The sequence below is a fragment of the Murimonas intestini genome (assembly GCF_024622195.1).
In the GTDB taxonomy this organism is placed as follows: Bacteria; Bacillota; Clostridia; order Lachnospirales; family Lachnospiraceae; genus Murimonas; species Murimonas intestini.
On the sequence record NZ_JANKBI010000010.1, the window covers coordinates 106,174 to 127,702 of the forward strand.

Below are 21,529 nucleotides of genomic sequence, written 5' to 3' on the forward strand. Positions count from 1 at the left end.
CGGGAATAAATAGGGGCTGTCTCCACAGCCCCCTTCTTGTTTATCTCGTATAGTAGTCAAAGCCTTCCGGTTTTAAATCTTTTTCTTCCAAAAGACCTTCTGATACTGCATTTTCAAGCGCCGAATTGTAAGTTTCAGACAGCTTATCAAGCTCTGCATCCATATCCATGCTGCTGCCCTGGATGATAAGAAGCGGGTAAACAGTATCGCGGCTGTCTCCTTCCAGTGTCAGGGCAGAATGAGGCGTAACAGTAAAGGAAGAAAGGTTTTCTGTATCCATGCTCAGCCCTTTGATTCCCTTTAACTTCTGTACTTCCGGGCTTGCATTGATCTCTGCATTATCCTTGTCGATCAGGGACAGGGACGGCGCCACTTTGGATGCGTCCTTTCTGGCCGGAGCTGAATATACATTGTGCAGAAGATATGAGATCGCCTCAAATGCCTCTGCGGGATGTTCACTGGATGACGAGATACAGTGGCCGCTTTCCAGCATCAGATAATCTTTTGCCCGCTCAGTTCCCTCAAAGACAGGTACAAGAGCCGTATCCCAGTTTGTTACATCGCCGCCCTCAATCTCATTGTTGTAGCCGTTGACCATCCAGTTGCCGTCAAAATACATTCCTACCTTATTGGCAATGAAATTAGCGCGGAGCACTTCGATGTCTATTGACTCTGAACCCGGCATCATAATTCCGTCCTCATACATCTTAGCGAAATACTCGATGATTGGTTTCTGTTTTGAAAAATCAAATTTACCTGTTGTATAATCAAATCCATAAGGTCCTGTCAGCCCTGAAAGGATCGCTATATCATCAATATTCCTCTCCCATGTGGAGCCTGACTTGATAGGAAGCCCAAAACCGTAAAATTCTCCGTTTCCTGCTTCTGTTATTGCCTTTGCCGCATCATACATGCCTTCCAGGGTTGTGGGGAAATTATCCGGGTCCAGCCCTGCTTTCTCAAACAAGTCCCTGTTATAATATACCCTTATATATCTTGTCATATGGGGAATGGCATATACTTGTCCGTCATATGCATATTTGGTAAATGCTGATGGATTAAATTCCGCCTTCAGCTCCTCCGTCAGATATTCATCCATCGGATATGCAAGACCTGCATCAATATAAGATTTCACATCGCTCAGTCCGCTGATCTCGAAAATATCAGGAACCTCGCCGCTGTTGCAGGCCAGCTTCAGCACTTCCTCATAATTGTCCCCGTAACACTCTACAGTTACGTGTATCCTGTCCTGGGAAGCATTGAATTCGTCCATGGTAATTGTCTGGTTATTGTCAGCCGAGCTGGCTCTTGCCCAAAAGGTAAGCTCTACCTTTTCACCTGATGCATCATCACCAGATGCATGCTTCTCCATCACATTCTCAGCTTTCACTGCTCTGGCTGAATCTTTGTTTTCTGTCTCTGCTGCCTGCCCCTGCGTTTCCTTCAGGGCACCTTCTGTACCTGCTGCATTTCCCTGTGCACTCTGGCAGGCCGTCAGTCCCAGGACCATAGTCAGGGACAATGCTGCTGCAATTCCTTTTTTCAAGTGTGTCATTTTCTTTTCCTCCCTTGCTGTTGTATGAGGTAATTATAAATGTTATAATCACTTTTGAAAATGCGAAAAAATTATCCGGCAGGGGGGAATAATTTATGAATCTGATAAAAAAAGCCAGCCTGGCCGCAAAGCTTCTCATCAGCTATGTGGTCCTGGTCGTCTTTCCGTTTCTCATATCGTCCTTGGTGCTGAGCTCAACCTCAGCTTCCAATATAAAAAATAATACACTGTCCTATATCAATCTTTTCGTAGAACAGATATCTTCCAATATTGACAGCTATATCGGTGAACTGGACCGCATGACCCGGGTAGCCACTCTTGACAACACTCTCGTAGACCTGCTGACTGCCTCTCCTGAGTCTGACAAGATGGCGAATTATAATGCCGCCAAGTATCTCCACAATGAGATGCTCAAACTGATGACTCAGCAGCCCAGCATCCGCAATGTCACATACGTAGGTGCAAACGGCATGATCTACAGCGGTACTTCAAATGAGATCAAAGATCTCCCCTCCTTTTATGAAATCACTCATGCGGACCGCCTTGATGAGCTGAACCAGAAGGTATATATCTCTGCTGCCCATATCCCCTCCTACCTGCTTGTGGATTTTGGCCGCAGCAAGGAGCCAGTCTTCACGCTCACCCGCTTTCTCTACACCTTTGACAAGAAAAAAATAGGCGCCATTGTCCTCAATGTCACCTGCCAGGATCTGCTGGACGCCATCAATATAAATTCCTCTCTGCTGGAGAGCGGGGCCAAGATCGTTATAACTAACCAGGACAATACAATTGTCGCCGACACCTCCGGAAATTTCACCCCTGAGTACCTGAACGATCCGGAATATATGACCTTTGCAGCCACTGAGCAGGAGGACGGGCAGGACATGTACTTTTCGAATTCCTCGGATACCCTCACCTCCACAGTAATCATCAACAGGAACCAGTTATTTAAAAGTACGCATGATTTCAACCAGTTTGCTGTCGTCCTGGTGGTCATGCTGATCATCCTGATCATTCTGCTCAGCGGGTATTTCTCGTATAAACTCGTCAAACCTTTAAAGCTGCTTAAAAATGCCGCCAACGAGTGTGCCGCAGGAAATTATTCCATCCGTATCCCTGTGGAATCTCAGGATGAGATCGGCAGCCTCTGCTCCAGCTTCAACTTCATGACTGAGGAGATACAAAATCTGCTTGACCGTGTCTACCATTATCAGCTGGCTACCAAACAGGCTCAGCTGGAAGCCCTGCAGAACCAGATCAGCCCGCATTTCCTGCACAACACCCTGGAGATCATCCGGATGAAGGCTTTGATCAACAAGGATAAAGAGGTGGCTGTCATGGTACAGACACTGGCCAAGCTGTTCCGCATCACCCTTGACAGGACCAGCAATATTGTCACCGTCAGGGACGAACTGGAGCACGTGGAGACTTACCTGACCATCCAGAATATGCGGTTCAACAACCGTTACCGCTTTACCCGGCATGTTCCGGAAGAACTTCTGGACTGTTCCATAATAAAGCTCACCCTTCAGCCGCTTGTAGAAAATTGTATACAGCACGGCTTTGTCCAGACCTTTGGGGATGAAGAAATAAGTATCTCTGTGGAAGAGACTGGAAATGACCTGATCATCAGCGTCTCAGATAACGGAGTTGGAATAGAAGAAACAAACCTGAAGAGAATACAGAACAACCTGGAGCATACAGGGCCTGCTGAAGAAGGAGCTGTCCACAACAGCATAGGCATCGTGAACATTTCAGACCGCATACGGCTGGAATACGGACAGGGATATTACCTGCGGCTGTATGCAAATTCACCCAGGGGCACCACGGTACAGCTTTGCATCCCGAAGAATTACAACATGGAGATCCTGCCTGAACCTTAGAGCCTGGAAAAATATTTACTAAATTCTGATAAATTTGGAGGAAGTATGGAAAAGTATAAAGTATTGCTCATAGATGACGAACCAATCATAACCCAGGGCCTTCAGATCCTGATAGACTGGGAGGCCTGCGGCTGTGAGATCGCAGGCTGCGCCTCTGACGGCCGTGAGGGCCTGGACATGATCAAAAGCCTGCAGCCTGATATTGTCATATCCGACATCCGCATGCCCAACTGCTCCGGGATCGATATGATCCGCCAGGCTCTTGCCATACACCCCTGCGGCTTTATCATACTCAGCGGGTATTCTGACTTTTCTTACGCAAAACAGTGTATGTCCCTGGGGGTCCAGGAATATCTTCTGAAACCCGTAGTGGAATCCGAGCTGATCCAGGCTCTGGAAAAGGTCAGGGAACAGCTGGCCCTTCAGAGAAAAACACAGACAGCCCTTACGCAGCTGGAGGATGTTAGCCAGCAGCTGTCTGCCCTGGCTCTCGACGATGTGCTGCGTGATATGATGAACTCCTACTTTGAGACAGATGAGGATCTTAAGATTGCCCTGGCCGATTATGATATCTCTCTGGCCCCCGGACACACTTATCTGGCGGCCGCCTTTCAGGCCGCAGCTCCGGAAAATATCTCAGTGCTGCGCCAGGAGCTTCTTGCGGGCCTGTCCGCATTAGGCATTCCCTTTCTTCTGTATTATCATGGCAGCAATACGTATCTGGGCATTTTTTCTCTGCCGCTTGATACGCCTCCTGATTTTTTTACGGAACAGCTTACAGAGCTTCACCAGAAAATGTCCATGCAGGCTCACGGCGGGCTCTGCATAGGTGTCGGAAGGCCTTACCCCTGCGCCAGCCATCTTCCCGTCTCCTGCAAGCAGGCTCTTTTTGCCCTGTCATACAAGATCATCCGGGGCGCCAGCTCCGTCAATCCTTTTGACAGCAGTTTAAAAAATGCGCATTTTATCCAGACTTTGCCCGACGGACTCTGGGACGCATACCGCCAGAGCCTGATGCAGTCTAATTTTGCCAGCATCACAAGCTCTATCCACAAAGTATTTCATTACCTGTCCGAAATTGCAGATACACCCCTGCTGGGCATACAGATCAATGCTCTGAACCTCCTGATGACATGTATCCAGTACATGACCGAGAGCGAAGCTGCCCCTGATCCGGATGCCTATGGGAATGTGGATTTTATGCAGCAGATCTCTGCCATCCAGACAGCAGATGAGTTGGAAAAATATGTTCAGAATATTGTATACAGCCTGATAAACCGTTCCAGGGACAATGAGCTGGCAAGACCCAGCGAACTGATCTCCCAGGTAGAAAATTATATAAATTCCAATTATCTGGAAGATCTCTCCCTGATGACAGTGGCCCAGATGTTTTACATTTCCCCCATTTATTTAAGCCAGGCATTCAAAAAGCAGACGGGACAGCTTTACCTGGATTATGTGACCCAGGTAAAGATCAATGCCGCCAAAAAACTGCTGCTCACCACTGATCTGATGGTCTATGAGATAGCGGAACGGCTCCACTACAAAGACAGCAAATACTTCAGCAGGTTATTCGAGAAAAAGACAGGAAAAAAGCCGAGTGAATACAGGAAAAGCCCCGGCGGGCGCTGAACTTAATCAAACCAGGAATGGCCATAGCTGTTCAGAAGCTGTTCCGCTGCATCAGGGCCGTCACTTCCCGGCTTGTATACATGGATTGGAACACCGCCCAGGCGGTATTTATCCCGTATGGCATCAACATATTTCCAGCTGGCTTCGATCTGGTCCCATTTTGAGAACCAGGAACGTTCCCCCTTAAAGCAGGCGGCAATCAGCCTCTCATAAGCCTCCGGCGTGTTCGTCTGGTTGACAGAGGAACAGCTCTGGCAGAAATCCATCTTGGCCTGGATGACGTCTACAGACTCTCCGGGCTTCTTTATATTAAACTGCAGGTATACACCTTCTGTGGGCTGGATCTTAATATTCAGGATATCCGGCTCAATATCAGGGGCAGGACTTTTGAATACTACAGCAACCTGCATTTCCCTTTTATCCAGCTTTTTGCCTGTGCGGATATAGAAGGGCATTCCTCTCCACCTGTCATTGTCCACAAAAAGCCGCACAGCTGCATAAGTTTCCGTGGAAGAATCCGCCCTGACAGACGGTTCCTTGCGGTAACCATCATACTGCCCCAAAACCATACTCTCAGAGATATTTTCCGGCAGGCTGAGAGCTTCCAGTACCTTCATCTGCTCTCTGTGCATATCTTCCACTTCCTGGCTCTTTGGCTGCTCCATAGCCACTATGGTAAGTATCTGGAACAGGTGGTTCTGCATCATATCCTTCAAAGCTCCGCTGCGGTCATAGTATCCGCCTCTGCTCTCCACACCCACCTCTTCCATGGCTGAGATCTGGATACACTCAATATGTCCTGCATCCCAGACATTAGAAAAGATAGGGTTTGCAAAGCGGATCGTCTGGATATTTCTGACCATCTCCTTTCCAAGATAGTGGTCGATCCTGTATATGTGACCCTGACTGAAAAATCCTTCCATTTCCTCATTCAGCCTGGCTGCCGCCGCCAGATCCTCTCCGAACGGCTTTTCCAGCACCACCTTACCGTCCCTGGCTCCATCCACCTTATGGAGCCCGCTTACTATTATTTCAAAGAAACGCGGGGCAACGGCAAAATAGAAAATATGCTTTTTCGCCCCCATTTCCCTGTAGAACGCATCAAGTCCCTCATAAGAGGCCTCATCAGTAAAATCCATGCGGTAATAAACGATTTTTTCCGCCAGCTTCTCATAGACTTCTTCCTTATAGCTGAGCCTTGCAAATTTTTCCACCCAGTCCCGGGCTTTCTCTCTGTACATGCTGCTGGTGTATTCTCTTCGCCCTATCACCACTATCCGCGGACAGTATTCTCCTCCATCTGCCATCTCCATGTTATAAAGTGCCGGAATAAGCTTCCTGAAGGTCAGGTCTCCTGTCCCTCCGAATATTGTAAAAACCTGCTCATTATACATGTCCCTGCCCCCAATCATGATGGAAGATACCTTCCCTGTCTGTTCTCTCATAGGTATGTGCCCCAAAGCAGTCCCGCTGTGCCTGTATCAGGCTGGCCCCCACAGGGACTCCCCTGAAAGCGTCAATATATGCAGCAGCTTGGCTCATAGCCGGCACCGGTATCCCGTTTAAGATCCCGGTACTTAAAATCCTTCTCAGGCTTTCATGTCCATTATTGATTCCATTCCTGAAGAAAGAGTCTGTCATCAGGTTTGTAAGCTCTTTATCCTTTCTGAAAGCCCTGGTAATATCATCCAGAAATTCCGCCTGTATGATACAGCCTGCCCGGAAAATAGCGGCGATCCTGCCATAATCCAGATCCCATCCATATTCACCGGAGGCATGTGACAGCAGTGAAAATCCCTGTGCATATGCCGCTATCTTGGCTGTATACAGTCCTTCCCGTACTGCTTCCCCAAAAGCCTTTTTATCCGGGATGCCGCTTCGTTCAGGGCCTTTTATAAGCTCTGACGCCATTTTCCTCTGCTGTATCTGGTTTGACATGATCCTGGCATTGCAGGCAGCCGTGATCATGGATACGTTGACTCCCTGCTTCAGAGACTCCAGGCTAGTCCAGCGTCCTGTCCCTTTCTGGCCTGCACTGTCCAGAATATAGTCTATCAGCTCCCCATTTTCAAAATCATCCTTCTCTCTGAATATATCTGCGGTAATCCCTATCAGATAGCTTTTCAGTTTTCCTTCATTCCAGGCAGAAAATGTGTCCGCCAGTTCTTCATTTGTAAATCCTCCCGCATATTTGAGAAGGAGGTAAGCTTCCGCAATCAGCTGCATATCCGCGTATTCTATCCCATTATGCACCATCTTTACATAATGTCCTGCCCCATCAGGCCCCATATAGGCACAGCAAGGCTCCCCCTGGGCTTTCGCTGCTATAGCCTCCAGCACGGGAGCTATATGCTCATATGCCTCTCTGTCACCGCCGGGCATAATTGACGGGCCGAAGCGCGCCCCTCTCTCCCCTCCTGACACTCCTGTCCCGAAGTAATATATACCCTTTTCCCTCAGGCTCTTTTCACGCCTCCTTGTGTCCTCAAAGAAAGAATTGCCCCCGTCCAGTATCATATCTCCTTCATCCAGAAACGGAACAAGCTGCTCTATCACCATGTCCACAGGTCTCCCCGCTTTTACCATGATCAAAAATTTTCTCGGCCTTTCCTGTGACTCCACAAGCTCCCTCATATCATAAAAGGGGAAAAAATTCTCATGCGGATACTCCTTTATGAGATTTTCAGTCACTTCCCTGCTCCTGTTATACCCTCCCACCTTAAACCCATGGTCCGCCATGTTAAGTGCAAGGCTTCTTCCCATGACTGCCAGGCCTATCACTCCTATTTCTGTTCTATACATACGATCCCTCCTGTTCTTCCAACAGCACTGACACTCCCTCCTGTATGTGGATCCGGCTTCTGATTTCTCCGATCAGTCCGCTCTCCCTGTCCCGTTCCATGCTGACAATTCCACCCCCGAACCTGTTTGCAGCAAGGAGAAAGCCTTCCTCCCGGCTCAGGATAAGATCGCGGGGATGCACGCCTCCGCAGGGTACATGCTGTATGACCTTTGCCCTGCTTCCTCTCACGTCAGCCACTGTCAGGATATCCTGCCCCCGTACAGATATATACAGGAACCTCTCATCACTGGTGAGACGTATGGCCGCCGCGGCAGCTGTTTTGCCTCCGTCCAGATATATCGGAAGAATCTGCTCCAGACTGAATTCTCTGCCCCGTACCTTAAATATGAACAGTTCATTGCTCCGTTCACTCACCACGAATAACTTTGTATGTTCCCTGTTGAATACCCCATGCCTTGGTCCGCTGCCTTCAGGAAACATGATTTCTCCTGACAGGGCAAATCCATTATCCATATCAAACATCCTGATCTTATCCTGTTCCAGACAGGGCACCATCATATCCTGCCCATGGATGAGGATCTGATGGCATCCTGCCTCTTCCCCATTTTCAATCCTTGCGACAATATCCGGTTTTTTATCTTTAACAGAGTAGACCATAACTGTACCCTCATGGTAATTAGCTGTACAGACGAATTCCCCCTCCTGCAGGATGTAGCAGGGTGCTGTCCTCTCTTCAAGGATTTCATAAGCATAATCAGCCTTTCCATCCCTGAGTCTCAAAAAACAGGTGCCGGCGTGCCCTTCCTTTCTCATGGAAAAAACAAGCAAGCCGCCGTTTTTAGTTACCCATTTGGCATTCTCTGTTTCATAAAACAGCTCAGGCTCTGTCATCTGCCCGTTCTTTTCATTAAAGGTAAAATGATAGACTCCTCTGCTTTCTTCCGAATGATACGTTCCTATATAACCGTGCGAATAAATCTTACTGTTATACATAATACATTCCGCCTTTCTTTCTGTCTTGATTTGTGATCTCGCGGACACCTCTGGCAATGGTCTTTTCCCGCAGAAGCGCTCCTCCGCCCTTGATGTCACTACTGCCTGAAGGCGCATACCTGCCTTCACTAAAGGGCCTGCCTCCTGTATCAGATAATAAGCCATTGAGCCAGTTCCATCCGCATCCCGCCTTTCTGTGATTCAAAGCCGTTAACACTTATAACTGTAATTATACATGTTACAGTTGCGTTTGTCAAATCTTTTATATTTGTCAATAATAATGTGATATAATTCTTATATCCAAAAAGATAAAGCCGGGATAATTCTTATCTTTATAAACTGCAGCGTTTTTAAGCATGGAGGTGAACGCATGGATACGCATGGTTACTGGGTTTTTGATAAACGGACTATGGGATGAATGGAAGAAAGGTGCCCTATTTGGTGCCCGAAAGAAAATGGTGTCTTGCAAGAACTGCTAAAGCAATATAAGACTTGATTTGACAGATACACGCTGAATCATTAGAATGGAAAAAGCGGAGTAAATACGCCTTAGGCGGAAAAGGCGTACTACAGGGTATTTCTATTTGCCTATGGCGAATAGAAATTGGCGATGCGACCTCATGGCCGCCGCAATTTAAATTAAAAGCGCCTACCAAATAAATAATCCCACAGAGGTTCTGTGTTTATAATAGATACTACAATTATAAAGGAGATGTTCATTATGATGATTAAAAATAGCCGAAACAATACAAACAGGAGGGTAACTTTGAACTAGCCCTCCAAAGCGATGGAGGAAAATCATGAATAATATTGTATTAAAGAGAATTGATGAGTCAAATTTCATTGATTGTTTCAACTTGAAATTGGCGGTAGGACAAGAAAAATATGTTTCAAATCCCATTCGTAGTCTGGCACAAGCATATGTATATTATAGCCAGTGTACGCCATTTGGTATATATGTGGAAGATAAAATGGTTGGATATGTCATGGTTATCTATGATTATGATGAAGAAGTGTATAATATTTGGCACATGATGATAGATAAAGAGTTTCAAGGAAATGGGTATGGCAAAGGTGCGTTGAAAGAGGTTCTCCGTTATATTTCTTCGAAACCTTTTGGACAATCACAGACCGTTTTCATTACTTGCAATCCTGAAAACACAATAGCATATGGTCTATATCGCCAACTTGGATTTATGGAAACCGGTAGAAGTGACGATGATGAATTGGAGCTTGGTATAACCCTATAAAACATCTATTCTTCCTGTTATGAGCCTTTTGCGTAGTGCGCCTTCTTGGTATAAGGCGCACCACGCTATCTGGTTGTTTTCAATAGTGGCAAGCAGTGTATGAGTGTACACACTCATGCAAAACGCTTGTTGTGGGTACACACCCTCAATTCTGACGACTAGACCATCCGGAATGGAGCGTATGATCCTGTTTTTGAGGTTAGGAAATACTGAGGGCGACTATACGAGCAACCTCCAAAATGGGCTTCTATCGTTCCATGTGTACCGGCTGGAAAAGAAAGTTTGTGGTGCCGCAAATGGTGCCCAACTTGTACAAATATCTTGTAAGAGGATTTGAAGACTTGGCGAACATTTATCTGCTGAAGCAATGCCCCTTCTTTAGTCACTGTTCATGTGTTACCAGGCTGCGCAGGGCTTTTTCTCACCCTTTCTCTCCCAGCCAGGCAAGCGCCGGTTCCAGGTGTTTCTGCCAGTATGCCCAGTCATGTGTCCCTTCCCCTTCCTCATACCTGTGGGGGATATTCTGCTCTTCCATAAATTCATGGAGCCGCCTGTTAGGCTCGATCAGAAAATCATCCTTACCGCAGCATTGGTAGATATCAGGTATCTGCTTTCCCTGCGCCCTCAGCATCTCCATGCACCAGCGCGGGTCCTTATCTGATTTCCGCAGTTTTCGTGGATCCCCGTATACCCTGCGCTGATATTTCTCGTCTGATACCTCATCCGCTTTGTACTCTCTGGCGTCTGCCAGGGTTATTTCAATAAATGCCCCTGAGAAGCTGATGATTTTTGAAAAAGTGTCCGCATATCTGAGTCCGTTAACCATAGCTCCATAGCCGCCCATAGACAGACCACCGATATAAGTATCCTCCCTCTTGTCTGAAAGATGGAATAAGCTTCTGGTAAACTCTACAAGCTCACTGCCCACATACCTGCTGTACAGCTCGCTTTTATCTTCATCATCCAGATAAAAAGAATTCTCACCTGAAGGAAAAATTATTGCCAGATCATATATCCTGCACAATTCAAATAAATTCGAAAAGACAAGATAATCATTGGCATCTCCTGAGTACCCATGCAGCATATATAAGGTCCTAAAAGGCTCTTTCCTATACTCCGGCTCCTGACCGGGCATAAAATTGATCTCATTTGGAATCAGGGCATTGATGCTCACTGATCTTCTCAGACTGCATGACGGAAATGTGATGTTTAATAATGCCATTTTTTTCTCCTTCTGCTGCCTTGTTTATAAATACTCAAAAGGCTCCTTTGCATCGATAAATACTACTTTAGTTCCATCCAGAGCCGGCTCCAGCCACTCTCCCAGATACTTCATGCCCGGCTCTTCGCTGCGCTCATGTCCCAGCACCAGCATTCCTTTATTGAACCCCAGCTGCATGGCATCCCTGATGTAGGCAGGCAATGTCCACTCTGTAATATCCCCGCAGATCACCAGATCCAGGTTCATCTGCCGCATAAGGATCATAGGCATCTCTTCTGTGCCAAGCCCCAGACTTCCGCCGCCCACCAGGACGCCGATACGCCTCACTGCCATTTCCGGATCTCCGATTATCTGAATCACGTCCATCTCCATTTTTTCCTTAAAGAACTCACACAGCTCTCTTAAAGAGGCGGGCGGTATTTCGTAGCAGCCTCCGAATTTACATAAAGGATCATCCACTCCCTGATACGGGATACGGTATTGTCCCCATCCTGTCTCCTTCTCAAAGCCCCGGTAGATGCCGTCCTCACTGCACATGTGCATGTGGTCATGGAAACGCCAGATCGCTATGTGATTTTCTTCGATGAGTTTTCTCTTTTCCAGATAGATCTCATCCTCTTCCACCCAGCCTGTATCATCTTTTCCTGTAAACCAGGTAGGCTCATGAGTTATGATCATATTTGCCCCCGCCTCTATTGCCTCTTTGATCACATCCACAGTAGCCATGAATGTAGAAGCCACTTTTGTGACCTCCATCTCCCCATCCCCAATCATCAGATGGTCGCAGGTCTTCTCATGCGGAATAGGAGTAAGGCCTGTCTTTTCTATGACTCTTTCAATCACTTCTCTTACTTTCATATTATTTTTTTCCTCCAGATTAATTATCCTTTTACTGCTCCGACAACTACTCCCTTTATAAAATACTTCTGCACAAACGGATAGATGATCAGAATCGGAAGTATTCCTATCACAGCCAGGGCCATCCTGACCGCCGTGCCCGGCAGTTCTACCGCATTTGTGCCCAGCATGGCTGCATTGCTGCTGGATTTCAGGAATTGTATATTATTCATGATCTTGATCAGCAGATTCTGGATACCGTAAAATTTAGAATCTGTTATGTAATATAAACCGTTTGTCCAGTCATTCCAGTAGCAGAGTGCGGTAAATAAGCTTATTGTGGCTACAGTGGGAACCGCAAGAGGAAGCATGATCTTCCTGAATATAGTCAGCTCAGAAGCCCCGTCAATCTTTGCCGATTCAATCAGGGAATCTGGCACACTGTTTGTAAAATAATTTCTGACCAGAAATACATTAAAAGCTGTCACTACATAATTGGGGAGCATTAATGCCCATATCGTATTCTTGATGTGGAAAATATTGCTCCACATAATATAAGAAGAAACCACGCCTCCGTTAAAAAGCATTGTAAAAAATACAAAGAAAGACAGCTGGTTCCTGTAGCGGAAGTTTTTTCTGGACATGGGATATGCCAGCATAGTGGTGAGGAGCACGCTGATGCAGGTTCCGCCGACTGTAACAAAGATAGAGACCCCGTATGCTCTGGCAATCATAGCTCCCTGCTTCAGCATATAGTAATAGGCGTCCAGGCTCAGCTTCCCGGGCAGATACGAATAGCCCTCCGCGATCAGGGTATGTTCATCAGTAAAGGAAGCGATCACGATCAGCACAATCGGCATAAGAACCAGAAAGGCCAGTACTGCCAGTATGATTGATGCAATGATGCGAAACCTTTTTTCATCTGTCATTTTTTTTATCATATCTGCCTCCTAGAACAATGCATTTTCGGAATCAACCTTCCGGACAACTGCGTTTGCCGCCACAACTACTATGAATCCTACAACAGACTGGTACAGAGCCGCTGCCGCGGACATTCCCACATCATTTAATTCCATAAGCCCCCGGTATACATATGTGTCTATTGTCTGTGTCGTGCTGTATAAAGCTCCTGAGTTCATCGGCACCTGGTAGAACAGCCCAAAATCCGAGAAGAATATCCTGCCCACTGACATAAGAGTAAGCATGATGACTGTAGGTTTCAGCAACGGCACTGTAATACTGAAAATCTGGCGCAGCTTTGACGCCCCGTCCAGCCTGGCCGCCTCAAATATACCTTTGTCAATCCCGGCTATGCTGGCCATATAAATGATCGAGCTGTAGCCCATGTTTTTCCACAGATAGACAAGGATCAGTATGAACGGCCATTTGGAGCTTTCTGTATACCAGGCCACACCCTCTTTGCCCAGGCTGCTCAGGACAGTGTTATTGATAAATCCTGTTTCCGGATTTAAAAAAGCATATCCTATGTAGGCGATCACCACCCATGAGAGGAGGTTGGGCAGCAGCAGGGCGGACTGAAAGAATTTCGCCCTGAAAAGCTTGCCCACCTCATTCATGAGGATAGCAACCGCAATGGCAAAGACTGTGCCGATGACGATAAATGCCAGGTTATAGAGAATTGTGTTTCTCGTCATGATCCACGCATTCTCAGTGGCAAACAGAAATTTAAAGTTGTCCAGTCCGCACCAGTCGCTTCCGAAGATCCCTTTGAAAAAATTATAATCCTTGAAGGCCAGAAATACGCCAAACATAGGCAGATAATTATTCACCAGGATATACAGTATTGCCGGAAGAGCTATCACCAGCAGAGGGACTGACTTTCTGAAGCTCTGCTTCTTTTGCTTTGCAGCTGCTTTTACCATAATTTCCTCCAATCGCCTGCCGCTTATTTATTCTCCGCCATCCATGTATCCAGCTGCTCCTGCTTTGCAGATACAATAGAACCCATTCCTGCGCTGTTTAAGGCATCAATAAATTTAGGCAGTTCTGTCTCAGGATCTACACTGCCGCACTGAAGGCCCGGCAGATACTGGGATACCACATTTGCCACAGCTGTATATTCTGTCTTCACACTGCTGGAGTTAAAGCTGAAACCCATGGCGTTAGAAGTCTTTGCAGCTTTGTTCTGCTCAAGCTCCCAGTCAAGTGACTCTTTATTCGTGCCTGCCATAGGATACATGATGAAGAAATTACCCAGCACGCCGCAGCTTAACTGTGCAGTATAAGGAACTGTTGACGCATCCTGTCCTTCCGGATAGCTGACAAAATCTTCTGCGTCTTTTACATAGTCCCTGCCTTCTATACCGTAAATAATAAGATTTACTACCTCTTTATCAGTAAATGTAAGATTCAGGAACTTAAGGGCTGCTTCAGGCACCTTGCTTGTTGAAGAGATCATCCATGTAAGGGCATTGACAGAAGAAGTATCCAGATATGCCTCACCAATAATCTTGGCGCCTAATTCAAAGTTTCCGCACTGGGCTTCCAGGGAAGCGGCAGTATCTGCTTCGGGATAGCTGTAAGCCGCCACATAACAGAAGGAATTATCTGCTGACATCAATTCGGCTGCTGCCGCCGTAGTAGTTGCCGCATCTTTCATGATCAGCCCTTCATTGTACCATGTCCTTGTAAGGCTGCAGAGTTCTTTAAACCTGTCTGTTGAATAGAAATCCACTACCTCTGTGCTTTCGCCCATGAGCACACCCTTGGGTGAAGTATAGTCATCTGACAGAAAATCCACATCCCCTGCTGCCTGCATGATCCCTGTCTCTCCAGAATTGACAGGTACAAGCGGCGTAATGTCAGGATAAGCTTCTTTCACTTTTCTCAGGACATCTGTCAGGTCTTCTATCGAATTCACCTTTGACATGTCAATCCCCAGTTCATCTACATATTTCTGCTTGTAAACCACCATTGGCGTAAGAGCTACAGGCTTGTATGTAGGAAAACCGTAGACAGCCCCCTCCTTTGTGGTCGTCTTCATCCATTCCTCCCCGATAAGATCACGTGTCTCCGGTGCATATGTATCCACAAGATCTGTAATATCTGCCGCCATTCCCGTGGAAACACAGTTGTTAAAGTCTCCCAGGGACATGAAGCAGTCCACCGCTTCCCCGCCCTGCAGTGCCAGAGTCACCTGCTGGGTATATTCTGCAATGTTCAGAGGCATCAGGTCCACTTCCACATTTATTTTCTCCCTGGTGATCTCATTGATGGCTTCTTCCACAGAAGCTATGCTCTCTTCTGTGGGGATGTTATTAAAGGACGGAAAAGCATATACCACTTTTTCATAATCTCCCTCTGCATGTACCTCAGCTGCCGGCACACTGCCGCATATCCCTGTCATCAAAACCGCTGCCATAAAATAAGATACTACTTTCTTTCCTTTCATCGCTTTACGCTCCTTTTCTTTTGATATTACCAGTATAAAGAAAAAACACCCTTCTTTCTTTTAAAATTAAGGGGTGTTCTTTCATTTTTAAGAGTTTAGATGTATCTGCTGCTGGTTTGTCTTATATTCTTTTGGCGTGATTCCCGTATATTTTTTAAATAATGTAGAGAAATAGGAAAAGTTATCAAAGCCCACCATTCCCGCCACATCGCTGATCCTGATATCTTCCCTTGCCAGCAGTTCTTTTGCCTTTTCGATCCTGACCTCTATGACTGCATTTTTGATACTCACACCTGTCTTTTTCTTGTACAGCTTTGCCAGGTATTCTGGTGTCAGAAAAAATACTTTCGCGATTTCATTCCTGCTGATATCCTCCGCATAGTGTCCCCTGATATACTCCTCGATCCGGCCTATAATAGTAGCTGACTTTTTCACCTCATCTTCATATGAAAAAGTACGTTCCAAAAGATAATTCGCCCAGCGTATCATATCTACAGACGACTGGGTGGCCCGCTCCAGCAGCTTTACAGATATCTCATCGTGAAACAGTTTGGCAGCCTGTATCCCGTTCTGAAGGAGATAGGCATAGTCCATCTGCAGCAGTTCCTGCTTTATCAAAAAGAGGGCATGTTCATTTAGTACTCTGTTTCTCTCCTTTTCAGAGAGCACATCCTTTAGATATCCCAGTATCCGCCTCCGGTCGTGCTCCTTCAGCCACATGTCCAGGTCTTTTAAGTCCAGCGCAGTATCGCTCTCCGCCACCTTCTCCACGGCCTCCTCCTCTGTGAATACCTTTCTGTAAAATGCTACATTCTCAGAAATACAGCGGCCCAGACGTTCTTTTGTTTCTGCGAGAGCTTCAGCCTGTACTGGACTGCTGATGCAGCAGGTGACGGGAACGTGGATATATGCCTCACATTTTTCAATGAGGTCCTCACACCGCCCGCGCATGTCTTCTTCACTCTCACCGCCGCATACAGTGACAAACAGCTTGCCCTTTCCATCCTGATAATACAGAGTATGACGGTTCTCAATTTCTCCCAGCAGCACCTCGGAACAGAGGCCCAGCAGAAAAAATTCCAGAAGGTTTCTTCCCATCTGCTCTTCTGCCTGCTCATAGTTCACCACTCTGGAGATGACAAGCCGGAAGCAGCCCTCCGGGTCAATGATAAGCTGACGTCCTGCAATCTCTCTTCTGATTTTCTCTCTGTCCCACATAGCATAGCCGCCCAGCAGTTCATTGAAAAAAGAGAGGTAATTCTTCTTTTCATTGCTTGAGAGCCATTCTCCCCGTTTGCTGCTCTGCTTCAGGGCCTGCTTATCCCGGGCCCTGTGAATGACCTTCAGAAGCACCGTCTCCATCACTGCAGGATTAAAAGGCTTTGTCAGGTATTCCGCCGCATCCAGCCTGAGCGCCCTGCTCGCATAGGAAAAATCCTCATGGCAGGTCAGCAGGAGAAATTCACTGTCTTTCCCGTTCTCCCTCATCCATTCCAGCAGCTCCAGCCCTGAACCCTGGGGCATTTCAATATCGCTTATGACAATATCCATCACTGCAGACTCCAGAACTGCTTTAGCCTGATGGATGTTGTAGGCCTTTTCAACCTGTTGGATGCCCAGACGTTCCCAGTCTACAGAGTCGCATATCATATCTACAGTCGCTGTATCATCATCTACTATCAGTGCCTTCATACGTTCCTCCCCTTCCCGGCATCTCATTTACTGGCTCCTTTGGAATCAGGACCCTGTTCCTGCATCCGTGAGGCTCCACATTTTCAATGGAGACCAGATTCTTTTTGTCATACATCAGCTCCATCATCCTGCAGATACTGCTGAGTCCTACTCTGCTGCCGTCCCCGGCAGGCTGGGGATTTTCTTCCTCCATCCACTCCAGGACCTCCTCAGGATATCCGGGGCCGTCATCCTCCATTTCCAGCAGAAGATACTCTTCCCCATCCTTTTCGGTCCTGGCTGCCGTAATCAATATGGTGAGGGTAGATTCCACGTTCACCGCATACTTATATTCATTTTCCACAAAAGTGTGGATCAGCATCTGCGGGATCCTCCATTCCTCCAGCTCTTCCGGTATATTTATAAAATAAAATACGCATTCAGGATACTTCATCTCCTGCATTTCCAGATAATTTTCCACATGGCGGATCTCCTCTTTGACAGGCACCGTGTGGAAGCCTGAGCGGAACATATACCTGATGTTGCCGCAGAACGCCTGGATATAGTCCTGAGCCTGGCGTGTCTTTCCCTGTCCGCACAGGCTGGAAATAGTAGTCAGCGCATTTAAAAAGAAGTGAGGCTTCAGCTGCAGACGGATACACCGAAGCTCTGACTCCTGAAGGCTTAACTGCTTCTCGTACCTCTGTATCTTCAGGCCGATGATCTCATCCATAAGCCTGTTAAAATTCTCTTTCAGTGAAGTGAATTCCCGGTTATGGCAGTTCTCCTCCACCCTGCAGTTATAATCACCCTTTTCTATCTTCTCCATTGTCCCCATCAGATGTGTCATGGGTCCTAACACTTCTCTTGTCAGGTACCTGATAAGAAAGGCACTGAGCACAACAATAGACAGGATCATGACAATAAAAACCAGCAGGCTTCCCTGTATCTTCCACACAGCTCCCGTTCTTCCCATGAGGGCAGCTATAGAAAGGCCTGTATCACCTATACCCTTCACAAATGTCCAGCTATCCGTTCCTCCCGGCTCTTCAAAGCTTCTGCCGCACCACTCTGCTCCCCCGGCGCCTGCTGCCGCGCGCACTGTCCCTTCTTTATCTGCCAGCAAAAATGACAGTCCGTCCAGCTCCTCATTAAACACCTGATCCATCAGCCTTTGCTTTTGTACGAAAACTCCTATGGCCTGGTGATTATAAACATGTACCTTATATAAGTATTCCACCCCGCCTATGTTCTGGAACTCCCAGTCTGTCTCAAAGAATTCCTCATCCAGATAATCCTTTATACGTTCCCTCACCAGCAGAACCTGGGAATATGGCATAGAGCTCTTGGCATACTGGTAATTTAAATTTATATCATATGCCTCATCAGAAATAAGGATGGCGTCAGCGCATTCATTGTAAGTCAGCAGTTCCTTCATATACTGTTTCAGATCCAGGGATGCATACAGGCGCACTGCCTCATTCTGGCTCTTTAAAAGCGAAAGCTCCTGTGTCTTAAAAATTACATTTTTCATCAGAGTATCCATCCCTGATATCCATTTTTCCAGATTCCCGCAGTATACATCCAGCAGATTTTCCCCATACTTCCGGGATTCCTTCTGGGAGGAGCGCAGGGAATAGACAGAAAATCCCACCAGCAGAACCATGAGCATAAACAGCAGGATACTGGTATACAGTACGATCCTTTTAACAAAAGATTTTTGTTTCATATTTCTATCCCTCCCTGGTGTATGGATTTTGGGCTGCCCAGAGCGTGCTTCAAAAATACTGCCAGCCTGACTTTGACTCCATCATAGCAGAGTTTCTATCCTGAGGCAATTCAAAGTGAAGTGGAAAAAAATGTTACTACTCACTCCGTGACCGGTAACTGTCCGGCTGCTATCTGCGGAATTGAGCAGTAACTGTATTAAAGTTTTATTCATCCAATACGATATACATGGATTTCCACTGAATTTGGAATCTTACCGCCCTCCAGACTGCCCACATAGACTCCTTTATTCAGCCAGGCGTATTTCCCATTTTCATCCGCGGTAAATCTTGGGACTGTTTTGATCCTGGCTGTACTGTCTTTCTCAAGTATTCCTTCATTTTCCACTGCAATATATTCTCCGTCATCAGTCTCCAGCATGTACTTTGCAAACACATGGGCATCCCCGTTTGGTTTCTCTGTGTTCCAGTCTGCGCCGCCGCTCACAACGCTCCCTCTTACCCTGCCCTCCACGGATCCTCCCACAATGGGAATGACCCGCAGATAGCCGTCAAGACCGCTCCTTACTTCCCTGGCCTCCTCACAGATCACATTTAAACACATTACCTCTTCTGCCTGCAGCTGCATGATTATATCCTCCTTTATCCTCTGCTGAATAGTTACCTATACTTACAAGTTTATCACTGGGCAAGGCACGGCTCTTTTAAATTCGGGCACAATATTATTAAAATTAAGGGAATTCCGTGAAAAATATTCAGTACTGTTCTTTTACCTTTATGCATGGTATACTTGTAGCTGTTTAGTACCTTCACAGTTACACTTACTCTACTAAATATAAGCTCATGCATCCCGGCAGTCATCAGCATCAAGCTCGTTTGACTTTGATCCACTGTCAGGATGAATAATTAAGGAGGACATTCCTATGTCTAAAAAAACAAAAATTATACGCGGTATTATAGTTACTGTTTTACTAATCTGTACAGCGTTTATCGTATATTCAATAGCTACAGATCCCTTGGGCAAACATGATGTTATGCTTGCACTGGCTGTTACGGCGGGCTTTATTGCACTTGGCACTAATAAAAATGGCGCGAAAGAAAAATAGGCGCTGCTCAATCATACTTGACACTCTCACTCGAGCATGATATGATACGTTTAAACTTTTAAACGCAAGGAGGCTGCTATGAGCAAAAGAACCCTAAATATTTTATCAGAATGCATTCCTGTTTTTACAATGCTTCAGGATGAAAACAGGCAGCAGATCCTTATGCTTTTATTTGATAACAAGGAAATGTCGGTCACAGAGCTTACAGAACAGCTTTCCCTGTCAAGGCCTGCAGTCTCCCACCATCTGAAACTGCTTCTCGACAGTAAGCTTCTTAAGGTCACGAAAAACGGAAAAGAGAGAATTTACAGTATTAGTATGGACAGCGCAGTCAGTCAATTAAAAGCTTTGCTGGCTTCTCTTGAAAATGACATGAATACAACGCCTGAATAAAAGGCGTTATATTTTTAGTCTTTGCGTTTAAAAGATTAAACTTATAAACCTATAGGAGGATTTATTATGAGCGAAAAATCAATAGCTATTGTAACGGGGGCAAATGGGGGACTGGGAAAAGAGTTTGTCAAACTCCTGCTGAAAGAGGAAGGTATCTCTGAAATATGGGCGATTGCCCGAAACAAGGAAAAGCTGAACCAGCTTTTAAATGAGTTTGGTGACAAAATACGTACATTTTCAATGGACCTGTCTAACAGAGCAAGCTTTGCAGAAATTGAAAAAGAGCTTAATGCAAATGATGCAGCAGTTAAATATCTGGTAAACAACGCAGGCTTTGCAAAATTCTGCTCTTATGATGATATTGGTATTGATGAATCTCTCAATATGATCGACTTGAACATCGGCGCTGTTGTGGCTGCCGGACTGACATGTATCCCGTATATGAAAAAAAACAGCCACATTATCAACATTGCTTCGCAGGCATCCTTTTTTCCTCTTCCGTACCAGAATATCTACAGTTCAACAAAAGCATTTGTACGCAATTACACCAGAGCGCTAAATATTGAATTAAAGGACAAGGGAATAAGCGCCACTGCCGTCTGCCCCGGATGGATGAAAACAGGGCTGTTCGACAGAGGCCTCATCGGAGCTGAAAAAGGAACAAATAATTTTTCAGGAATGGTTACACCAGATGTTGTTGCCGCTAAAGCATTAAAGGATGCCAAAAAGGGAAAAGATATTTCCGTATATGGACTGTATGTAAAATCTACCCATCTTCTCTCCAAGCTAATACCTCAGAAAATGATGATGAAAATATGGCTCAGCCAGCAGCACTTTTAAGCGCTGTCCCGTCAGCCTGCCGGGGACTTTCTGCTGCCAGGATTTCCAAATTTTTTAAAAAAAGCAGTGTATCTTGTCATGGGAATTGTAATGATAATGGCAGTGTGATAGAATGATTAAGAAATAGATATTGTAGCTGTTCAGTAAATGCACAGACCTGTTGAATAGTTACCGAATATCTATAAATAAAAAGGGAGGCAACAGG

19 protein-coding genes are annotated in these 21,529 nt (G+C 46.1%); 6 read left to right on the top strand and 13 right to left on the bottom strand.

The window, feature by feature from the left end:
- Positions 1-40: 40 nt before the first annotated feature.
- Positions 41-1,555: an ABC transporter substrate-binding protein gene (locus NSB28_RS14825; RefSeq protein ID WP_109747217.1), complete on the bottom strand. Its 1,515-nt coding sequence runs from the start codon at positions 1,553-1,555 to the stop codon at positions 41-43.
- 95 nt (positions 1,556-1,650) lie between these two features.
- Here NSB28_RS14825 and NSB28_RS14830 point away from each other — a divergent pair, with 95 nt between their 5' ends.
- Complete coding sequence (locus NSB28_RS14830; RefSeq protein WP_109747216.1) at positions 1,651-3,438, top strand: cache domain-containing sensor histidine kinase; 1,788 nt, start codon at positions 1,651-1,653, stop codon at positions 3,436-3,438.
- A 45-nt stretch (positions 3,439-3,483) separates the two neighbouring features.
- Positions 3,484-5,070: a response regulator transcription factor gene (locus tag NSB28_RS14835; protein ID WP_109747215.1), complete on the top strand. Its 1,587-nt coding sequence runs from the start codon at positions 3,484-3,486 to the stop codon at positions 5,068-5,070.
- A gap of 2 nt (positions 5,071-5,072) precedes the next feature.
- On the opposite strand, the gene zwf is transcribed toward NSB28_RS14835, so the two are convergent.
- From zwf to NSB28_RS14855, 4 genes are read right to left on the bottom strand one after another with little or no spacing between them, the layout of a single operon-like run.
- A complete protein-coding gene (gene zwf, locus NSB28_RS14840) occupies positions 5,073-6,464 on the bottom strand; it encodes a glucose-6-phosphate dehydrogenase (protein ID WP_109747214.1) in 1,392 nt (463 codons plus the stop codon).
- Positions 6,457-7,872: an NADP-dependent phosphogluconate dehydrogenase gene (gene gndA, locus NSB28_RS14845; protein WP_109747213.1), complete on the bottom strand. Its 1,416-nt coding sequence runs from the start codon at positions 7,870-7,872 to the stop codon at positions 6,457-6,459. Before gndA ends, zwf begins: the two co-directional genes overlap by 8 nt.
- Positions 7,865-8,866, bottom strand: a complete 1,002-nt coding sequence (locus NSB28_RS14850) for a beta-propeller fold lactonase family protein (RefSeq protein WP_243134689.1) — start codon at positions 8,864-8,866, stop codon at positions 7,865-7,867. Before NSB28_RS14850 ends, gndA begins: the two co-directional genes overlap by 8 nt.
- On the bottom strand, positions 8,859-9,071 hold the full coding sequence (locus NSB28_RS14855) for a hypothetical protein (RefSeq protein WP_243134688.1): 213 nt from the start codon (positions 9,069-9,071) through the stop codon (positions 8,859-8,861). The genes NSB28_RS14850 and NSB28_RS14855 overlap by 8 nt, the downstream gene beginning before the upstream one ends.
- A 595-nt stretch (positions 9,072-9,666) precedes the next feature.
- On the opposite strand from NSB28_RS14855, the gene NSB28_RS14860 reads away from it, so the two are divergent.
- Positions 9,667-10,116: a GNAT family N-acetyltransferase gene (locus NSB28_RS14860; protein ID WP_109747212.1), complete on the top strand. Its 450-nt coding sequence runs from the start codon at positions 9,667-9,669 to the stop codon at positions 10,114-10,116.
- Between the two features lie 421 nt (positions 10,117-10,537).
- Here the strand turns inward: NSB28_RS14860 and NSB28_RS14865 are convergent, their stop codons facing one another.
- From NSB28_RS14865 to NSB28_RS14900, 8 genes are all read right to left on the bottom strand, one after another.
- Positions 10,538-11,338: an alpha/beta hydrolase gene (locus NSB28_RS14865; RefSeq protein ID WP_109747211.1), complete on the bottom strand. Its 801-nt coding sequence runs from the start codon at positions 11,336-11,338 to the stop codon at positions 10,538-10,540.
- A gap of 24 nt (positions 11,339-11,362) precedes the next feature.
- Positions 11,363-12,196: a Nif3-like dinuclear metal center hexameric protein gene (locus tag NSB28_RS14870; RefSeq protein WP_109747210.1), complete on the bottom strand. Its 834-nt coding sequence runs from the start codon at positions 12,194-12,196 to the stop codon at positions 11,363-11,365.
- Between the two features lie 23 nt (positions 12,197-12,219).
- Positions 12,220-13,116, bottom strand: a complete 897-nt coding sequence (locus NSB28_RS14875; protein ID WP_257497845.1) for a carbohydrate ABC transporter permease — start codon at positions 13,114-13,116, stop codon at positions 12,220-12,222.
- Between the two features lie 9 nt (positions 13,117-13,125).
- Positions 13,126-14,058 (bottom strand): ABC transporter permease, encoded by a 933-nt coding sequence (locus NSB28_RS14880; RefSeq protein ID WP_109747209.1) that lies wholly within the window; start codon positions 14,056-14,058, stop codon positions 13,126-13,128.
- Between the two features lie 23 nt (positions 14,059-14,081).
- Positions 14,082-15,587 (bottom strand): ABC transporter substrate-binding protein, encoded by a 1,506-nt coding sequence (locus NSB28_RS14885; RefSeq protein ID WP_109747208.1) that lies wholly within the window; start codon positions 15,585-15,587, stop codon positions 14,082-14,084.
- Between the two features lie 87 nt (positions 15,588-15,674).
- On the bottom strand, positions 15,675-17,279 hold the full coding sequence (locus tag NSB28_RS14890) for a response regulator (RefSeq protein ID WP_257497844.1): 1,605 nt from the start codon (positions 17,277-17,279) through the stop codon (positions 15,675-15,677).
- Entirely contained in the window at positions 17,257-18,987 is a 1,731-nt protein-coding gene (locus NSB28_RS14895; protein ID WP_109747206.1) for a sensor histidine kinase, read from the bottom strand. Before NSB28_RS14895 ends, NSB28_RS14890 begins: the two co-directional genes overlap by 23 nt.
- A 209-nt stretch (positions 18,988-19,196) precedes the next feature.
- Entirely contained in the window at positions 19,197-19,613 is a 417-nt protein-coding gene (locus tag NSB28_RS14900; RefSeq protein ID WP_109747205.1) for a DUF3237 domain-containing protein, read from the bottom strand.
- 295 nt (positions 19,614-19,908) lie between these two features.
- On the opposite strand from NSB28_RS14900, the gene NSB28_RS14905 reads away from it, so the two are divergent.
- The 3 genes from NSB28_RS14905 to NSB28_RS14915 all read left to right on the top strand — a co-directional run bounded on the left by NSB28_RS14905 (position 19,909) and on the right by NSB28_RS14915 (position 21,324).
- Positions 19,909-20,091: a hypothetical protein gene (locus NSB28_RS14905; protein ID WP_109747204.1), complete on the top strand. Its 183-nt coding sequence runs from the start codon at positions 19,909-19,911 to the stop codon at positions 20,089-20,091.
- A 78-nt stretch (positions 20,092-20,169) separates the two neighbouring features.
- Positions 20,170-20,484 carry an ArsR/SmtB family transcription factor gene (locus tag NSB28_RS14910; protein WP_109747203.1) on the top strand — a complete coding sequence of 105 codons (315 nt, stop codon included), beginning with the start codon at positions 20,170-20,172 and terminating at the stop codon, positions 20,482-20,484.
- Between the two features lie 66 nt (positions 20,485-20,550).
- A complete protein-coding gene (locus NSB28_RS14915; protein WP_109747202.1) occupies positions 20,551-21,324 on the top strand; it encodes an SDR family NAD(P)-dependent oxidoreductase in 774 nt (257 codons plus the stop codon).
- Positions 21,325-21,529: the final 205 nt, after the last annotated feature.